This window comes from Mycobacterium simulans (assembly GCF_900232995.1).
GTDB lineage: Bacteria > Actinomycetota > Actinomycetes > Mycobacteriales > Mycobacteriaceae > Mycobacterium > Mycobacterium simulans.
In genome coordinates, this window is record NZ_OCVX01000003.1 from 236729 (window position 1) to 255036 (window position 18308).

Here is an 18308-nt window from a genome sequence, read left to right on the forward strand (position 1 = left end):
AACCACCCCAAGAACGAAGTACGCCCCGGCGCAGGAAGCGGCCGGGGCGTAACACATGGGCCGACGCGCGCGTCGGCAGGTAATGCCTCGTCCTCCTGCGTGGGCCGCCGGGATGCTCCCGGACCTTCAACCGATTGCTCGGTGACCGACGGTCTTCGGTGGATCGGCAACCACAATAGCCTGGGCACGTCGCACGGCCAAAACGGCTCCGCGGCTGCCGTAACCGGCCCGCTAACGATTCAGCCCGCGAGCTTGGCCGCGCCGACCATACCCGCCTCGCCGCCGAGCTCGGCCGGCACCACGCGTAGGCCGGCCAGGAAGTCCAGCCGGGCGTAGTCAGCCAGCGCGGCACGCAGCGGATCGAAGAGCAGGGGTCCGGACATGGCCACTCCCCCGCCGACGACGACAAGGTCGAGGTCGCACACCGCGGCCACCGACGCGATCATCGCCGCCAACGCGCTGGCCCCACGGCGAAACGCGGCCAGCGCCAACGCATCCCCGCCGGCCGCCGCGTCGGCCAGCTCCTTGGCGCCCGCGCCCGTCGGCGCGGTCCAACCGTTGGCCCGCGCCCAACGCCCCATCGACGGCCCGGCCGCGACGGTCTCGACACAGCCGCGGCCACCGCACGAGCAGCGATCGCCATCGGCGTCAACGACCACGTGACCGACATGGCCAGCGTTTCCGGTGCGGCCGTCATACGGAGTGCCGTCGAGCACCAATCCGCCGCCTACCCCCGTAGACACCACCATGCCCAGCAGAAATCGCGCACCCCGTCCGGCCCCAGTCCAGTGCTCACCGAGTGCCATGCACACGCCGTCACCGCCCAGGCGTACCGGCACGCCGGGTACCGCGGCAGCAACCCTGTCACGCAGCGGAAAACCGTGCCAGCATCCGATGTTGATTGGGCTGACGGTGCCGCTATCCAAATCGACGGGTCCGGCTGAAGCGATACCCACCGCACGCACCACGCCATCTGCCGCGCGCAACGCGTCGGCGATCGTTGCGGCGACAGCCGCCCAGACCTGTTCGGCTCGGCTGCTTGCCGGGGTGGGGTGAGTGGCCTTATAGACCAGCGCGCCGTCGTGATCGATCAGTCCGGCGGCGATCTTGGTCCCGCCGATGTCGATGCCGAGGGTCAGCATCAGTGCCGGTGGGTGTTGTCGGGTTGACGCGGGTCGCCGGGGTGCTCGTAGCCCGGAGCTAGTTGCACCAATTCGGCCCGGCGCGCATCCAGCCACGTCCGAAACGTACGCCGGCGCGCGGCACCACGCAGATGCTCGATGATCGCCAACCGCACCTGGTCCAGCGGCGGACCGACGTCGGCAGACACCCGCCATCCGTGGCCGCCGGCACGCGGCACGGCGAACCGCAGCGGGTTACGGGCGTGGAAATCGGTCACCTCCTCGTCGGAGACCTGAACCGCGGCGGTGACGTCGGCAAATAGGGCCCGCGCGCACGGATCGGCCAGCGCCGCCGCGGCGATGCTGCCGATCTCCAACCGGGCCGTCATGTCGGGCAGCAGCTCGGCCTCGGTCGGGGCGTCAAACGCGTTGAGGCCGCGTGCGGCCGCCTCGGCTGAGACCAGCTGCTCGGTCACGATCAGTTGCGTGAGCCAGCGCCGCAGTTGTCGGCCCTCACTGGTGCCGCTTGCCGGCAGGGCGGCCGCTCGCGGGCCGCTGCGCAACCGCGCTTCCAGCGCGTCGACCTCGTCGACGGCAATCGGGGTGCCGGCCACGGTCGCAACCAGGTGCGGGCTCATGTCACGGCCACCGTCACCGCCGGCGAGTAGACCAGCCGACCGGCGCAGCCGACCCGTATCAGGGCCCACCACTGGCCGGGCTCCAGCCACAGCGGGGGCGACACGTCGAAGACGAGTTCGGCCGTACCGCGCGCGGGCAGGACGGCGCCAAGCGCCGCCGGGCCGATCCACTCCCAGGTACCCCACGGGCTGATCAGGTGCGCCTCCAGCGCAAGGTCGGACCGGGCGCGGCTGCCTATGGTCGCGGTCAGGCGGGCCGAGTCGCCGGCCCTGACCTCAATATCGGCGGGCCCGGCGACGAGGTAGACGAGCTCGGTGGGGTCGGGCCCCACCGCCACCACGCACACGTCCTCGACGACCTGTCGCCAGGCGGCCGGCACCGACCCGTCGGTGATCCGCAACTGGGCGCGGACCGGATACAGCCCCACTGCTACGTCGGCCGGAATCGCCAGCAACACGTCGGTTTCCAGGTATTCACCGGTGCACAGCGAGAACGGCCATTCGCTGGTGGCCACCGTCCAGCCGTCGGGACACACCAATTCGACCGTTCCTCCCAGCTCGGCATCGGTGCAGTCGCTTGCGGCGGTGAGGCGCAACATCACCTCGGCACCCGGCTCGGCACGCGCCTGCTGGGGGTGCAAGTGGGCGACGGCCGGCAGCCCACCAAGCGGCGCGGGGCCGCGGTTGTGCAGCCAATAACGCGCGTACAGCGGCTGAACGGTCTCGGCGTCCGGGGCCAGCACGGCGCCATCAGCGGCCAACACCTTGGGCATCTCGAGGCGGGCGAACACAGTTGCTACTTGGTAGCCGTGCAGGTCGACCTTTCGTTTGCGCTGTTCCGGCTTTTCCAGCAGGTCGGCAAGTCGGATTGCGCGCAGCTTGCCCAGCCCGGAACCGACGTTGACGCGGACGCTGTTCCCGACGGTTTCCACCAACCTCAGGGCCACCGCGCCGGGGTCGACCGGCTGTGCGCTGCCTGCCGTTAGCGGGTTGCCAGCCGCCTTGAGGGCGCCCAGGTGCACGTCGACGGGGTCGAGATGCAACAGCGAGCCAATCGGCGGCAGCAGGCCCTCTGACGGCTGGGAAGTCGTCGCTATCAGCGGGTGGGAGAACTGGGCACTGCGCGACGAGATCTGGGCATCTCGCCAGTCGCCGTCGCCGCAGACCAGTGCGTAATCGAAAACGTGTGTCCAGTGCTGAAGTTGGAAGTTCGAGCCGTCGGGCGCGGTGCGGCGCGGTTGGTCGATCCAGACGCCGGATGGCCAGCCGGTGCAGGATCGCATCAGCGCGGTGTGCAGGGTGCCCTCGACGTCGACGGCGAAGCTGGGCACCCCGCGGTTGAGGAGCGCGACCGTGCGGGCTTCGAAAGGCTCCATCTCTGGCGGCGCCTGCTGGGCGGCCTGGGTGACGACGATCTCGGCGTCGCCTAGGTCTTTGGCCACCGCCGCGATGGCAGCGCGCAGGCCTTCGTCGTCCCGGCCGTCGATCACCAGGACCGGCAGTGCCCGCAGCGCACGCAGGTCCGCGCTGGGTACCCATGCCTGCGCCAAGGGCTTCGCCGCGGGCACCCAGACCCGGGCCGCGCCGGTCTTGGCAAGCTGGCGCTCGAGTTCGTTCGTGTACGCGGGGTCCGCGTCGGCCAGCACCGCTTTGGTGAAGGCGTTGCGGGTCGGCCCGCCCAGCGCGATCCGGATGTCCGGCAGATTGGAGTCGACGTCGAGGTTGCCGTAACGCGGCTTGTCGGCACCGCTGCAGGTGGCCGTGACGCCAGCGCGAACCAGCGCGACCATCAGGTCGCGCGCCAGCGGGCCGGACATCGCCTCGGCCGGCGACACCACCTCCGCGACAGACACAGCTCGCACGCTCGTGCCCCCAACCCGCACCCGTGCGGCCGAGGACAGCCCGAACCAGCTGTAGGCCGGGTTATCCAAGGTCCACAGGTGCTGCGCGGTATCGACCGATTCAAGTCCGTCGTGCAGCAACGCGAAACCGCGCCCGATGACGGCGTCGCCCACTTGACTTACCGGCATGGCCCCCGGCACCGGACACGGCCAGCGCAGCCGCAATAGGCGGTCTTCCCCAGTGAACTCGTCGATAGTCGTGCGGCAGTCCATCCGTGCAATACCGCGCCACAGCGTGAGGCTCTGGGTGTAGCGCAGCAACATGCCGATCCGGCCCTGCACCACGAGTCGCTGACCGAGCGGGCCGTGGTAAGCCCGCACCTGCGCCGGCGATTCCGATGAGCAGACCACCGGCCCCTTGGGCAGTAGGTGCCACGGGCCTTCACCCTGAGACGGGTGCGCGGGATACTCCTCGTACACCGCAAGCTCGTTGCCCACCCGGCCGTCGGCGATCAGCTCGCGACCGTCCCGAATCAACGACGCCACCGCTCCCCCGCGCGCCGGATCGACGGTCAGCCGGTAGTGGTCGTTGGCGATTCGCGAACCAGGCATCGGCTCCCAGCAGGCCGATTCGCCACCCGGGACCAACCGGTAGGCGCGCCAGCCCAGCGACGGCACGTCGCGCGCCAGCCAAGTGACCGACCGCCCGTCGTGTTCGACGAGGGCCGGCATCTCGGTGCCATCGTGGTCAAGCACCCGGACGCCGGCTGTCAGCGGCGGGTCAAGCCGTGCGGTGACGACATCGCTGCGCTGGTGTGTCAGCGGATTCCACACCACCAAGTCGCCACCGATCGCGCGGGAAAGCAACGCCAGGGAGTTGTCGCGGACCGCGCCGCCCAGCTCCCACGCGTCGCGCCAACCGGTCAGCAGATCGAGGTAGACCTGGTCGGATTCCGACCCGGTGATGGCGTCATGGTGTGCGCCGTATGCCAGCTGCACCCACGCCTTGGCCAGCGCCGCCTGCGGATAGTCGGCGCCGGTCATCAGCGCGGCGAACACGGCGAAGCGCTCCGCGTCCAGGACGGCGTTCTCGGCCGCCCGGTTCGCTTGCTTGGTGTCGATGTAGGACACGTCCTTGCCGGTGTAGATCGGGTTCATGTCGCGCGTCTGCGGCGACGGCGCTTGGCCTCGCTGCGCCAATTCGGCACGCACCGCGGCGAAGAATTCCCGAGGCAGCCCGCAGACGAATCTCGGCCAGGTGTAACGCGCGCCCCAGTCCCGGTGGATCGCGGTGACCCACTTGTTCGGCGGCGTGTAGTCGGTGCCGACCGGCAGCAGCACATTGCGGGTCAACGCGACCTTTTTGAGCTGATCGAACAGCGCATAGGTGGCCTCCTCCGCCTCCCGCAGCGAGGTCGACGAGTCCATCCACCAGCCCGCCGAATAATGCGCCGGCATGTAGTGGGTGAGCAGGCCGCGGCCCGACGGCGCAATCCACTCGAACTCGCTGCAGAACTGCATGCGGTCGAGATCACCACCTTGGCCTGGGCCCCATTGGTGGTGCGGTCCGCGTGCCCAGGAACTCGACGTCAGGCCGGCGTCGGCGGCCATCCCGGGAAACTGCGGGTCGTGACCGAACACGTCGAGCTGCCATGCGGTGGCCGGATCGGCGCCCAACACGTGACGCTGAAACCCTATGCCGTGCACCAGGTTTCGGATAGTTGTCTCCGGGCCGGTGAGGTTGGTGTTGGGTTCGTTGTAAGTGCCGCCCATCACCTCGACGCGGCCCTCGGCGAGAAACCGGCGCAGGTCGGCGCGGTCCTGCGGGTGGGTGTCCCAGTACGGCTTGAGGTAATCCACCTCGGCCAGCACGAACTTGTACTCGGGTTCGCGGCGTGCCATTTCCAGATGGGCGTGCACCAATGCGAAGCCGTTGGCCTGCCGGGCTCGGCCCGGCGGATCTTCGGTCCACAGGCTGGTGTAGCCGCCCTGGGTGTTCCACCACACCGGGTCGTAGTGGAAGTGGCTGACCATGAACATCGTCCACCCGGGCTCGGCCACGGTGAACTCGAACGGCAGGCTGCCGCCTCCGGCGTGCACCCGCGCAGCCCGTCGCTGGTAGACCTTCGGGTGGTCGACCCGGACCGGAACCTCGACGATCTCGTCGCCGGCGTGTTCCCCTAGGGCCATCGCCTCACCGCGCAGGCCGTCACCGTCGATGCGGATGGGCGTGGGCTCGGTGCACGCGGCGACGGTGACACGCGCCAGCTGCACTGGCGCCTCCGGCGGACCAACAAACAGTTCGGTCGACTCGACCGAAGCCACTTGCATGCCAGAACCTTACGCTCGGAATTATGGCGGACTTCACCACACAAATGGCCGACCAGCTCGACTGGCACTGGAGCGAGTATCTGCGCCCTCGCCTGAACGGCCTGACCGACGACGAATACTTCTGGCAACCAGTGCCGAACTGCTGGACCGTGCATTTGGACGGCTCAGTTGACTTCGCATTTCCAGAGCCCAGCCCGGCGCCGTTCACCACCATCGCCTGGCGCATGGCCCACGTCATCGTCGGGGTATTCGCGATGCGCAACCACCACCACTTCGGCGGACCGCCCGCCGATTACCTCAATTGGCAGTACGCCACCGACGCGGCCACCGCGCTAAGACAACTCGACGAGACGTACGCGGCGTGGATCGCCGGTGTGCGATCGCTGTCCGCCGACGACCTGAACCGCCCTTGCGGCCCGTCCGAAGGGCCCTACGCCGAGCACCCGCTTAGCGCGCTGGTACTGCATATCAATCGAGAAGCGATCCACCACGGCGCCGAAATCGCTTGCCTGCGCGACCTTTACCTGCATAGCCGGGCGGCTTGAATAATTAGTTTGGCCGCACCGCCGAACGTGTAATCAGCGCGAAATTCGGGGCGGATTTTCGCAGTGGTTGCACGTTCGCGGCGCGTTCGGGCGCCATTACGCAGCGCGTGAGCGGGCTCACGCGAATTGGGAATTGCCTGCCCCAATTTGGCACACTGCTCAGATGAGTTCCACCAAACACCGCGACGTGGCCAGGCTGGACCGGGTGCCGTTGCCGGTCGAAGCGGCCCGGGTAGTGGCCACCGGTTGGCAGGCCACCCGCGCCACCGGCCGCGTCGTCACCAAGCTGCCGTCGAAGGGTCCTTGGCAGCAGAAAGTGATCAAGGAAATCCCGCAGGCCTTTGCCGACCTGGGGCCGACCTACGTCAAGTTCGGGCAGATCATCGCATCCAGCCCCGGCGCATTCGGCGAGGCGCTGTCCCGCGAATTCCGCGGCCTGCTCGACCGGGTACCACCCGCCAACACCAACGAGGTACACAAGCTTTTCGTCGAGGAACTCGGCGACGAGCCGTCCAAATTGTTCGCCTCGTTCGAGGAGGAGCCGTTCGCGTCGGCGTCCATTGCTCAGGTGCACTACGCGACCCTGCACAGCGGCGAGGATGTTGTGGTCAAGATCCAGCGGCCCGGCATCCGTCGTCGGGTTGCCGCCGACTTGCAGATCCTGAAGCGATTCGCCCAAGCCGTCGAGCTGGCCAAGCTGGGTCGCCGGCTGTCTGCACAAGACGTGGTTGCCGACTTCTCCGACAACCTCGCCGAGGAACTGGACTTCCGGCTCGAGGCGCAGTCGATGGAGGCCTGGGTGTCGCACCTGCACGCCTCGCCGTTGGGCAAGAACATCCGGGTTCCGGACGTGCACTGGGAATTCACCACCGAGCGGGTGCTGACGATGGAACGGGTGCACGGCATCCGTATCGACAATGCCGCCGCGATCCGCAAGGCCGGCTTCGACGGTGTCGAGCTGGTGAAGGCGCTGCTGTTCTCGGTGTTCGAGGGCGGTCTGCGGCACGGGCTGTTCCATGGCGACCTACACGCGGGCAACCTCTACGTCGACGACCAGGGCCGCATCGTGTTCTTCGACTTCGGGATTATGGGCCGCATCGATCCCCGCACCCGCTGGCTGCTGCGCGAGCTGGTCTACGCGCTGCTGGTGAAGAAGGACCACGCCGCGGCGGGCAAGATCGTCGTGCTGATGGGCGCCGTCGGGACCATGAAGCCCGAGGCTCAGGCCGCCCAGGACCTGGAGAAGTTCGCCACGCCGCTGACCATGCAGACGCTGGGTGATATGTCCTACGCCGACATCGGTCGTCAGCTCTCGGCGCTGGCCGACGCCTACGACGTCAAGCTGCCCCGCGAGCTGGTGCTGATCGGCAAGCAATTCCTTTACGTCGAGCGGTATATGAAACTGCTGGCACCGAAGTGGCAGATGATGTCCGACCCACAGCTGACCGGGTACTTTGCCAACTTCATGGTCGAAGTCAGCCGCGAGCATCAAGAAGACATCGAAGTCTAAAGAGGGTTAGGTGGAAATTCGCAGCGGCATGGCGGCATCAGGCCCATCTGGGCAGGTCAAGCTGTATTACGAGGACATGGGCGACCTCGACGACCCGCCCGTGCTGCTGATCATGGGTCTGGGCGCCCAGATGCTGCTATGGCGGACCGACTTCTGTAAAAAGCTGGTCGGCGAGGGCCTGCGTGTCATCCGCTACGACAACCGCGATGTCGGCCTGTCCACCAAGACTGAGCATCGGGGCTCTGGACAGCCGCTGATCACCCGGCTGGCCCGCTCCTGGCTCGGTCTGCCCAGTAAGGCGGCATACACGCTGGAAGACATGGCCAACGACGCCGCGGCTCTGCTCGATCACCTGGAAATCAAGCAGGCACATATCGTTGGGGCATCGATGGGCGGCATGATCGCCCAAATCTTCGCCGCGCAGTTCGCCGAGCGGACCAAAACGTTGGCCGTCATCTTCTCCAGCAACAATCACAGGTTCCTGCCGCCGCCGGCTCCACGTGCCCTGTTGGCGCTCATCAAAGGCCCACCGCCGGATTCACCACGCGACGTCATCCTCGACAACGCCGTCCGCGTCAACAAGATCATCGGCAGTCCGCGCTATCGGATACCCGACGAACAAGTCCGCGCCGACGCCGCCGAGTGCTACGACCGCAATTTCGACCCTTGGGGGATGGCCCGGCAGTTCAGCGCGATTTTGGGCAGTGGCAGCCTGCTGCACTACGATCGGCGCATCGTCGCCCCGACTGTGGTGATCCACGGGCGGGCCGACAAGTTGATGCGTCCGTTCGGGGGCCGCGCCGTCGCCCGCGCCATCAACAACGCACGATTGGTTCTGGTCGACGGTATGGGTCATGATCTGCCCAGTCAGGTTTGGGATCGGGTGATCGGCGAGCTGAACAGCAATTTCGCCGAAGCGGGCTGAGCCTGTGGCCAGGCGAGCCAAGGACTTATGCACAAGTACTACGTGGGAGGTTGGCAAGTGGCCGAACTGAGACCGTATTACGAAGAGTCGCAATCGGCATACGACATTTCAGACGACTTCTTCGGCTTATTCCTCGACCCCACTTGGGTTTACACCTGCGCCTACTTCGAGCGTGACGACATGACCCTCGAGGAGGCGCAACTCGCCAAGTTGGACTTGGCGTTGGACAAGCTCAACCTAGAGCCGGGGATGACACTGCTCGACGTCGGTTGTGGATGGGGCGGGGCGGTGGTCCGGGCCGTTGAGAAGTACGACGTCAACGTCATCGGCATTACCCTTAGCAAAAATCACTACCAGCGCAGCAAAGACCGGTTGGCGGCGATCCCGACACAGCGGCGCGCCGAGGCACGCCTGCAAGGTTGGGAAGAGTTCGACGAGAAGGTAGACCGGATCGCCAGCTTCGAGGCGTTCGACGCGTTCAAGAAGGAGCGGTACCCCGCATTCTTCGAGCGCTCGTACGACATCCTCCCCGATGACGGCCGGATGCTGTTGCACAGCTTGTTCACCTATGACCGCCGGTGGTTACACGAGCAGGGCATTGCGCTGACGATGAGCGACATCCGGTTCCTCAAGTTCCTCCGGGAATCGATTTTCCCGGGCGGCGAGTTGCCTTCCGAACCCGACATTGTCGACAACGCTCAGGCCGCGGGCTTCTCGGTGCAGCAGACCCAGATACTGCAGCAGCATTACGCCCGGACGCTGGACATGTGGGCCGCCAACTTGGAGGCCGCGCGGGAACGCGCGATCGCGCTGCAGTCCGAAGACATCTACAACAACTTCATGCACTACCTGACCGGGTGTGCCGACCGCTTTCGCAGGGGCCTCATAAATGTTGCTCAGTTCACCCTGACGAAGTAGCGTTATAGGGTCCTGAACTGGTCAAACCCGGTCGCGGCTTAGTGGTGAGCCGCTGAATCGGATAGCATGCCCGGGCATCGCATGGGGGATTTGGGTGTCGTGCACCGGCGCACTTTGAAGTTCGGAAGGGCATCACAACTCATGGCTGAAGAATTAACTCCACACTTCGATGACGTGCAGGCGCACTACGACTTGTCCGACGACTTCTTCCGGCTGTTTCTGGACCCGACCCAGACCTATAGTTGCGCGTACTTCGAGCGCGACGACATGACTCTGGAAGAGGCCCAGATCGCCAAGATCGACCTGGCGCTGGGCAAGCTGGGCCTGCAGCCCGGCATGACACTGCTCGACGTGGGCTGCGGCTGGGGCGCCACCATGCGCCGGGCAATCGAGAAGTATGACGTCAACGTAATCGGCCTGACGCTGTCCAAGAACCAGGCCGCCCACGCGCAAAAGACGTTCGACGAGATGGACACGCCGCGAACCAGACGGGTCGAGCTCAAAGGTTGGGAACAGTTCGACGAGTCCGTCGACCGCATCGTGTCAATCGGGGCGTTCGAGCACTTCGGCCACGATCGCTACGACGACTTCTTCGCGCTCGCCCACAAGATCTTGCCCGCTGACGGGGTGATGCTGCTGCACACGATCACCGGCTTGACCGGACCGCAGATCGTCGAGCGCGGCATGCCCATGACCTTCGAGATGGCCCGCTTCATCAAGTTCATCGTTACCGAAATCTTCCCTGGCGGGCGGTTGCCGTCGATCGAGAAGGTCGAGGAGCACTCCGCGAAGGCGGGGTTCACCCTGACCCGCCGGCAGTCGCTGCAGCCGCACTATGCCCGGACCCTCGACCTGTGGGCCGAGGCCCTGGAGGCCCGCAAGGACGATGCCATCGAGATTCAGTCCGAAGAGGTCTACGAGCGTTACATGAAGTATCTGACGGGCTGTGCCAACGCATTCCGCATCGGATACATCGACGTCAACCAGTTCACGCTCGAGAAGTAGTCGTGATCGCGCCGAGAAATACCGGTCTCCTTGAGTGCAAATGCGGGGGATATCCCCCGCCCCGTGTAGGGTGCCGGGGATGGTCACCCCGTGCGGGTGCCGGTCGGATCGGGAGGGCATATGGCTGATACCTCAACTCGCGCCGGGCGCCTGAGGTCAAATTCGGACGACGTCCAGGCCCATTACGACCTTTCCGACGAATTCTTCGGGCTGTTCGTAGATCCGACACGCACCTACAGCTGTGCGTACTTCGAGCGCGACGACATGACCCTGGAAGAAGCGCAGATCGCCAAGCTGGATCTGACGCTGGGCAAGCTGGGGCTCGAGCCGGGGATGACCCTGCTCGACATCGGCTGCGGCTGGGGCTCGATCATGAAGCGCGCCGTCGAGAGATACGACGTCAACGTCGTTGGCTTGACACTGTCGAAGAACCAGCACACCTACTGCCAGCAACTGCTTGACCGGGTCGACACCAACCGTTCGGCCCGGGTCCTGCTATCTGACTGGGCAGATTTCAACGAGCCCGTCGACCGGATCGTCACCATCGAAGCGTTGGAGCACTTTGGCTTCCACCGCTACGACGACTTCTTCAAATTCGTCTACGAGGCCATGCCCGCCGACGGGGTGATGCTGCTGCATGCGATCACCGGGTTACATGTAAAGCAGGTCATGGAACGCGGCATACCGTTGACGATGGAGATGGCGAAGTTCATCAGGTTCATCGTGACCGAAATTTTCCCCGGCGGACGGCTACCGATGATCGAGACCGTCGAAGAACACTCGGCGAAGGTGGGTTTCAACGTGACCCGCATCCAGTCGCTGCAGTTGGACTTCGCGAGGACGCTTGATTTTTGGGCCGAGGCCCTTGAGGCACACCGGGACGAGGCCATCGCGATTCAGTCCCAAGAGGTCTACGACCGGTACATGAAGTACTTGACCGGCTGCGCCAAGGCATTCCGGGTCGGCTACATCGACTGCAACCAGTTCACCCTGGCAAAGTAGACTTTCGTGCCACATGCGAGTACGGGTGCACGACCTTGCGCGCCGATAAGTGAGCTCTCCGCAACTGTGGCTAAGCAGTGAACACTATCCAGGAGAAACAAGACGAACATGGCTGAGAAACCGAATACTCAAACGGCGACGCGGACGCGCTCCGAAGACATCCAGGCGCACTACGACGTCTCCGACGATTTCTTCGCCCTGTTCCAGGACCCGACGCGCACCTACAGCTGCGCCTACTTCGAGCCGCCGGAACTCACGCTCGAAGAAGCCCAGTACGCCAAGATCGACCTCAATCTGGACAAGCTGGATCTCAAGCCGGGTATGACACTGCTCGACATCGGCTGTGGTTGGGGCACGACCATGAGGCGCGCCGTAGAACGATTCGACGTCAACGTCATCGGCCTGACGCTGTCCAAAAACCAGCACGCCCGCTCCCAGCAGGTGCTGGATTCGATCGACAGCAACCGCTCACGACGGGTGCTACTGCAAGGCTGGGAAGATTTCGCCGACCCGGTCGACCGGATCGTGTCCATTGAGGCCTTCGAGCACTTCGGACACGAGAATTATGACGACTTCTTCAAGCGGTGCTTCAACATCATGCCCGAGGACGGTCGAATGACCGTGCAAAGCAGCGTCGGCTACCACCCTTTCGACATGGCCGCGCGCGGCAAGAAACTGAGCTTCGAGACGGCGCGCTTCATCAAATTCATCATCACCGAGATCTTTCCCGGTGGCCGTCTACCTTCCACCGAAATGATGGTCGAGCATGGCGAAAAGGCGGGTTTCATCGTCCCCGAACCGCTTTCGCTGCGCCCGCATTACATCAAGACGCTGCACATCTGGGGTGATGCGCTGGAATCCAACCGGGACAAGGCGATCGAGATCACCTCTGAAGAAGTCTTCAACCGCTACATGAAGTATCTGCGCGGCTGCGAGCACTACTTCACCGATGAGATGCTCGACTGCAGCCTGGTGACCTACCTCAAACCTGGCGCCGCGGCCTAATTTTTGGCGAGTGTCGGATCGCTCGCACGTCGTTCGTCGAAACAGTAGAGAGTGGAACACGAGGTTCCGCTCACTACGGGAGGTGACGACAAATGCAGTACCTGGCCTTGTTGATCAGCAAGGAACAAGACCGCACGCCCGAGGATGGGGGCGCCGCGATGGCGGCATTCGAGAGCTTCCACGCCAAAGCCGGTCCGGCGATTCGAGCCGGCGACGCCCTCACACCGGCTGCGACCGGGGTCCGTATCACCGGCGGCCCGGATACGCCGATCGTCACCGACGGTCCCTTCGCCGAGTCCGCCGAGGTCGCCTGCGGCTACTACGTATTCGAAGCGGACAACCTTGATGAGGCGCTGGCTTTGGCGCGCGACGTGCCGGTAGCCACGTTCGGCGCGGTGGAAGTTTGGCCTATGGTCCCGCCACGATTGGCGACCCAGCCGCTTGACGGCACCAACTGGATCGCACTGCTGCTCGAGCCGGCCGACGAGACAGCGGCGCCCGGTTCCGCTGAGTGGGAGGCGGCGGTGGTCGAGCACAAGCGATTCGAAGCAGTCGCCGGCGGTCACATCAGGTCCGGCGCTGCCCTGCATCCGCCGTCCACAGCGACTACGGTTCGGGTTCGCGACGGCGAGGTCCTTATCACTGACGGGCCATACGTGGAGGGAGCCGAAGTAGCCAATGGCTTCTATGTGCTGGGCGCCGACGACCGCGATGAGGCCGTCAAGCTTGCGTCGATGATTCCCGCATCCGCCGTGGAACTGCGGCAGCTGGCTGGCGTCTCGGGACTTTAAGCGCGCGAATGTCCAACCTGAACGGCGTCTTTCGCCGGGAATGGGGACCCGCCGTCGCCGCGCTCGCGCGGTGGTGCGGCGATCTCACCGTCGCGGAGGACGCCGTTCAGGAAGCCTGCGCCGAGGCGCTACGCGCTTGGCCCCGCGACGGGCTGCCGGATAGTCCCGGCGGGTGGCTGGTGACGGTCGCGCGTAACCGCGCCCGGGATCGGCTGCGGCGTGAATCTATCCGCCCTGGAAAGGAATTGAAGGCCGTGCTTGGCGATATCGCGGCCATTCGGGCGCGTACTGATGGCGTCGACCCGCATCCAGTTCGCGACGACGAGCTGCGAATGATGTTCACCTGCGCGCACCCGGCGTTGGACCGGCAGTCGCAACTAGCGCTCACGCTACGACTGGTGTCCGGGTTGACCGTCGCCGAGATTGCCCGCGCGCTGCTGCAAACCGAAGCCGCGGTAGGTCAGCGAATCACCCGGGCCAAGAACAAAATCCGCCACGCCAACATCCCCTTGCGGGTACCGCCGGCCGAGCTCCTCCCGGAACGCACTCCACACGTGCTCGGCTGCATCTACTTGGTGTTCACCGAAGGCTATTGGTCGACAGCGGGCCCGTCGGCGATCCGCGACGAACTGTGCGATGAAGGGGTCCGGCTGGCCGGGGAACTATGCTCGCTGATGCCCCATGAGCCGGAGGCGCATGCCTTGGCAGCCCTTGTGCTGCTGCACGATTCACGACGGGCAACCCGGGTCGACGACGCCGGCGCCCTGGTTCCGCTCGACGAACAGGATCGGCGCCGGTGGGACCGCGGCCGCATCACGCGAGGCCTGGACCGGCTGCGGCAGGCCGAGGGATCGACCGGTCCCTATCTGCCGCAGGCGGTGATCGCCGCTTTGCACGCGACGGCGCCGTCCTGGGAGCAGACCGACTGGACGACCATCTGCGCGGCATATGACCGGCTCCTGCAGTTGACCGACTCGCCAGTGGTGCAGGCTAATCGCGCGCTTGCGGTCGGTTTCCGCGACGGCTGGGACGCTGGCCTGGCCGCGCTCGAGAAGGTGGCCAACGATCCCAGGCTGGCCCGCTTGAGTCTGGTTACGTCGGTTCGCGCCGATCTACTGCGCCGCGCCGGACGGCCCGGAGAGGCCGTCGCCTGGTACCGAACGGCGTTGGAGTCCAACGGTTCCCAGCCGGGCCGCGACTTCCTACGGCGCCGCATCACAGAGTGCGGCGGGTAATCCCGCCGAGCAGACGCAAAGGCGCCCATTTCGTGCCGAAATGAGGGGCCTTTGCGTCTGCTCGCGGGGAAAAGTTAGCCCTCGGCGAAGTTGCGTGTGATGGACGGGTCGACCGGAATGCCCGGGCCCGTCGTCGTAGACACGGTGACCTTCTTCAGGTAGCGCCCCTTCGATGACGACGGCTTAAGCCGCAGCACCTCATCGATCGCCGCGCCGTAGTTCTCTGCCAGCTTCTTCTCGTCGAACGACGCCTTTCCGATGACAAAGTGCAGGTTGGCCTGCTTGTCCACGCGGAAGTTGATCTTGCCGCCCTTGATGTCGGCGACGGCCTTGGCGACATCGGCGGTGACCGTGCCGGTCTTGGGGTTGGGCATCAGACCACGCGGACCCAGCACCCGAGCGATACGACCTACCTTGGCCATCTGGTCGGGGGTCGCGATCGCGGCGTCAAATTCCAGCCAGCCGCCCTGGATCTTCTCGATCAGATCGTCACTGCCGACAACATCAGCCCCCGCGGCGACGGCAGCATCGGCCTTTTCCCCCACCGCGAACACCGCGACCCGGGCGGTCTTACCCGTGCCATGCGGCAGATTCACTGTGCCGCGAACCATCTGGTCCGCCTTACGCGGATCGACGCCAAGCCGGATCGCCGCCTCGACGGTCGCGTCCTGCTTGGTCGACGAGGTCTCTTTGGCAAGCTTGGCCGCTTGCAGGGGGGTGTAGAGGCTGCTGCGGTCCACCTTCTCGGCGGCGGCGCGATATACCTTGCTGGTCTTGCTCATTCGATATCCAATCTGGTGTTGGGTTGTGGTTATCAAGCGGGCCGAAGCTGGCCCTCCCACGGCTGGGTCGAGCTATGCAGAGCTATGCAGACCTATGCAGAGCTACTCGACAGTTATACCCATCGACCGGGCGGTGCCGGCGATGATCTTGGCGGCAGCGTCGATGTCGTTGGCGTTGAGGTCGGTCTTCTTGGTCTCGGCGATCTCGCGAACCTGATCCCAGCTGACCTTGGCGACCTTCGTCTTGTGCGGCTCGGAGGAACCCTTGGCGACGCCGGCGGCCTTAAGCAACAGCTTGGCGGCGGGCGGCGTCTTCAGCGTGAACGTGAAGCTGCGGTCCTCATAGACCGTGATCTCCACCGGGATCACGTTGCCGCGCTGGTTCTCCGTCGCCGCGTTGTACGCCTTGCAGAACTCCATGATGTTGACGCCGTGCTGGCCGAGCGCGGGGCCAACCGGCGGCGCAGGGTTAGCCTGCCCCGCCACGATCTGCAGTTTGATCAGCCCGGCGACTTTCTTCTTCTTCGGGGCCATGAGGGGTCGATGTCCTTCCTTGGTTTGGCCTGGTGTGGCTTGCCCTGCTGGGCTAGATCTTGGAGACCTGGCTAAAGGTCAGTTCCACCGGTGTTTCGCGGCCGAAGATGGACACCAGCACCTTGAGCTTCTGCTGTTCGGCGTTGACCTCGCTAATCGTCGCCGGCAACGTCGCAAAAGGTCCGTCCATGACCGTTACCGATTCGCCCACCTCGTAGTCGACCTCGACAACCGGCCGTTCCAGACCACCAACTTCTGCGGCGGCCGCAGTGCTGGCCGCGCCCTTGGCGGCCTTCTTGGTCGCCCCCGGGGGCAGCAGGAATTTCACCACGTCGTCGAGCGCGAGCGCCGAGGGGCGCGAAGTCGCGCCGACAAAGCCGGTAACCCCAGGTGTGTTGCGCACCGCGGCCCACGAGTCGTCGGTCAGATCCATACGCACCAGGATGTACCCGGGCAGTACCTTGCGGTTGACCTGCTTGCGCTGACCATTCTTGATCTCGGTGACCTCTTCGGTGGGCACCTCCACCTGGAAGATGTAGTCGCCGACATCAAGGTTCTGCACACGAGTTTCGAGGTTGGCTTTCACTTTGTTCTCGTAACCCGCATATGAGTGCACGACGTACCAGTCCCCGGGCTTGCTGCGCAGTTCCGCCTTGAGCGCGGCCGCTGGGTCGAGCTCTTCAGCGGGGGCCGCCGCGTCCTGGGGTGTGCTGGCCTCTTGTAAGTCGACCGCCTCACCTGCGGACGCGTCACCGTCGAAGGTAGTCACGGTTCTCAGTCCTCTCTGTCACTCTCGAAGCTCAGCCGAACACCAACAGGACGAGCTTGCTCAGACCCAGGTCGGCGCCGCCGACCAGCGCCACCATGAAGGCCAGAAATACCAGCACAACCGACGTGTAGGTGAGCATCTGTTTGCGGTTCGGCCAGATCACCTTGCGCATCTCGGCCACGACCTGCTTGAGGTAGTTGTAGACGAATGCGATCGGGTTGACGGCACGGGTACCCGGTTTGCCGCCCTTCGCCGCCTTGGCCTTCCGAGCCGCCTTCGCCTTGGCGCCCTTCTTGGCCGCGTCTTTCTCGGAGACCTCAGCCGTTGCCGCCGGCTCCTTGACGTCGAGCACTTCGTCGCCCTCGGCGTCCGCTGCGCGTTGCCGGGACCGTTTGCCGCTGGGACGCTGCGGACGCACCGTCGGTTTGGTCACCAGGGCCGTCCGACCACCGCTCCTGCGGCTGTCCTCGGTGTCACCGCCGTCGCGTGCGGCGTCGACGTCTTCGTCGCCCTCGTCGCTCACCGCGTGCTCCTTTGTTCGCTAGCTATTCCGCGGGGCGTCCCGCTGTGGTGGGAACACTCCCAGTGTCCACCATGTCACATACCTATAGTCCGTCAGCAGGGGCGACAGGACTTGAACCTGCAACCTGCGGTTTTGGAGACCGCTGCTCTGCCAGTTGAGCTACGCCCCTTCGCGGGTTGGCAGACCAAACCCAGACTGGCCCGAGTCAACCTGCATGTGCCGGGGCTTACATAACACACGCGCCCTCCGCTCGTTCGACTCACGGAAAGCGCGTAGATGCTGGGAAAACCCCGAGGTCCGAGTGTACATGGACGCAGGTGTCAGATACTAATTACCCGGTTCTAATTACCTGCCCGGATTCTTTATCCCATTTGAGTTTGGCGGAGCCGTCACCCTGCTGGCCCATCAAGGTGGTGTAGGCCTCCAGGACCAGCTCGCCTTCGTCATTGGTGCAGATGTTCTTGGTAACGACGATGTCGGCGCCGAAACGCTCGTCCACCGAGTGGATGTCCATACGGGCCCACAATTTGTCGCCGGCCAGCACCGGCTTGTAGAAGACAAACCTCTGGTCGACCTGGACAATCTGCATGGTTTCCATGCCCACGTCGACATTCCGAAAGAAATCCGACTGGACAAGTTTGGCAAGGATTGTCACGAACGTCATCGGTGCGACGATGTTGTGGTAGCCCAGCTGCGCGGCCGCGTCCTCGTCGTAGCAGGCAGCATCCTCGCACTGGATCGATCGTGCGAATCCACGGACCTGCTCGCGGCCGACGACGAAGTAGTCCGGGTATTTCCAGCTCATCCCGCGGATGTCGGTCTTCAAAGCCATG

General features: G+C 65.0%; 17 protein-coding genes and 1 tRNA gene. 9 read left to right on the forward strand and 9 right to left on the reverse strand.

Going from position 1 to position 18308, the window contains the following annotated elements; all coding sequences use genetic code 11:
• Positions 1-239: 239 nt before the first annotated feature.
• From MSIMFI_RS01775 to MSIMFI_RS01785, 3 genes are read right to left on the reverse strand one after another with little or no spacing between them, the layout of a single operon-like run.
• Positions 240-1142: an ROK family protein gene (locus tag MSIMFI_RS01775; RefSeq protein WP_191495906.1), complete on the reverse strand. Its 903-nt coding sequence runs from the start codon at positions 1140-1142 to the stop codon at positions 240-242.
• A complete protein-coding gene (locus tag MSIMFI_RS01780; RefSeq protein WP_191495907.1) occupies positions 1142-1759 on the reverse strand; it encodes a DUF7158 domain-containing protein in 618 nt (205 codons plus the stop codon). Before MSIMFI_RS01780 ends, MSIMFI_RS01775 begins: the two co-directional genes overlap by 1 nt.
• On the reverse strand, positions 1756-5931 hold the full coding sequence (locus MSIMFI_RS01785; RefSeq protein WP_191495908.1) for a glycoside hydrolase family 38 N-terminal domain-containing protein: 4176 nt from the start codon (positions 5929-5931) through the stop codon (positions 1756-1758). Before MSIMFI_RS01785 ends, MSIMFI_RS01780 begins: the two co-directional genes overlap by 4 nt.
• A 23-nt stretch (positions 5932-5954) precedes the next feature.
• Here MSIMFI_RS01785 and MSIMFI_RS01790 point away from each other — a divergent pair, with 23 nt between their 5' ends.
• From MSIMFI_RS01790 to MSIMFI_RS01830, 9 genes are all read left to right on the forward strand, one after another.
• Positions 5955-6476 (forward strand): DinB family protein, encoded by a 522-nt coding sequence (locus MSIMFI_RS01790; RefSeq protein ID WP_191495909.1) that lies wholly within the window; start codon positions 5955-5957, stop codon positions 6474-6476.
• A 163-nt stretch (positions 6477-6639) separates the two neighbouring features.
• Entirely contained in the window at positions 6640-7986 is a 1347-nt protein-coding gene (locus tag MSIMFI_RS01795) for an ABC1 kinase family protein (protein ID WP_191495910.1), read from the forward strand.
• A 10-nt stretch (positions 7987-7996) separates the two neighbouring features.
• Positions 7997-8911, forward strand: coding sequence for an alpha/beta fold hydrolase (locus tag MSIMFI_RS01800; RefSeq protein ID WP_191495911.1), 915 nt, complete (start codon positions 7997-7999; stop codon positions 8909-8911).
• 57 nt (positions 8912-8968) lie between these two features.
• Entirely contained in the window at positions 8969-9829 is an 861-nt protein-coding gene (gene mmaA1, locus MSIMFI_RS01805) for a mycolic acid methyltransferase MmaA1 (protein WP_191495912.1), read from the forward strand.
• Positions 9830-9970: 141 nt separating this feature from the next.
• The gene (gene mmaA2 / locus MSIMFI_RS01810; RefSeq protein WP_191495913.1) at positions 9971-10834 is read left to right on the forward strand and encodes a cyclopropane mycolic acid synthase MmaA2; all 864 of its coding nucleotides are present in this window, start codon (positions 9971-9973) and stop codon (positions 10832-10834) included.
• 120 nt (positions 10835-10954) lie between these two features.
• Positions 10955-11836, forward strand: a complete 882-nt coding sequence (gene mmaA3 / locus MSIMFI_RS01815) for a methoxy mycolic acid synthase MmaA3 (RefSeq protein WP_191495914.1) — start codon at positions 10955-10957, stop codon at positions 11834-11836.
• 108 nt (positions 11837-11944) lie between these two features.
• Positions 11945-12841 (forward strand): hydroxymycolate synthase MmaA4, encoded by an 897-nt coding sequence (mmaA4, locus tag MSIMFI_RS01820; RefSeq protein WP_191495915.1) that lies wholly within the window; start codon positions 11945-11947, stop codon positions 12839-12841.
• A gap of 92 nt (positions 12842-12933) precedes the next feature.
• Entirely contained in the window at positions 12934-13632 is a 699-nt protein-coding gene (locus tag MSIMFI_RS01825; protein ID WP_191495916.1) for a YciI family protein, read from the forward strand.
• A gap of 8 nt (positions 13633-13640) precedes the next feature.
• Entirely contained in the window at positions 13641-14867 is a 1227-nt protein-coding gene (locus tag MSIMFI_RS01830; RefSeq protein WP_191495917.1) for an RNA polymerase sigma factor, read from the forward strand.
• Between the two features lie 74 nt (positions 14868-14941).
• On the opposite strand, the gene rplA is transcribed toward MSIMFI_RS01830, so the two are convergent.
• The 6 genes from rplA to hadC form a co-directional block, all read right to left on the reverse strand.
• The gene (gene rplA / locus MSIMFI_RS01835) at positions 14942-15649 is read right to left on the reverse strand and encodes a 50S ribosomal protein L1 (protein ID WP_191495918.1); all 708 of its coding nucleotides are present in this window, start codon (positions 15647-15649) and stop codon (positions 14942-14944) included.
• A 102-nt stretch (positions 15650-15751) separates the two neighbouring features.
• Positions 15752-16183, reverse strand: coding sequence for a 50S ribosomal protein L11 (gene rplK, locus MSIMFI_RS01840; RefSeq protein ID WP_085249163.1), 432 nt, complete (start codon positions 16181-16183; stop codon positions 15752-15754).
• Positions 16184-16235: 52 nt separating this feature from the next.
• A complete protein-coding gene (gene nusG, locus MSIMFI_RS01845; RefSeq protein WP_186241638.1) occupies positions 16236-16952 on the reverse strand; it encodes a transcription termination/antitermination protein NusG in 717 nt (238 codons plus the stop codon).
• 31 nt (positions 16953-16983) lie between these two features.
• Positions 16984-17475, reverse strand: coding sequence for a preprotein translocase subunit SecE (secE, locus tag MSIMFI_RS01850; protein ID WP_186241637.1), 492 nt, complete (start codon positions 17473-17475; stop codon positions 16984-16986).
• 96 nt (positions 17476-17571) lie between these two features.
• Positions 17572-17644, reverse strand: a tRNA-Trp gene (locus MSIMFI_RS01855).
• A 162-nt stretch (positions 17645-17806) separates the two neighbouring features.
• A complete protein-coding gene (gene hadC / locus MSIMFI_RS01860) occupies positions 17807-18307 on the reverse strand; it encodes a (3R)-hydroxyacyl-ACP dehydratase subunit HadC (RefSeq protein WP_186241636.1) in 501 nt (166 codons plus the stop codon).
• Position 18308 lies beyond the last annotated feature (1 nt).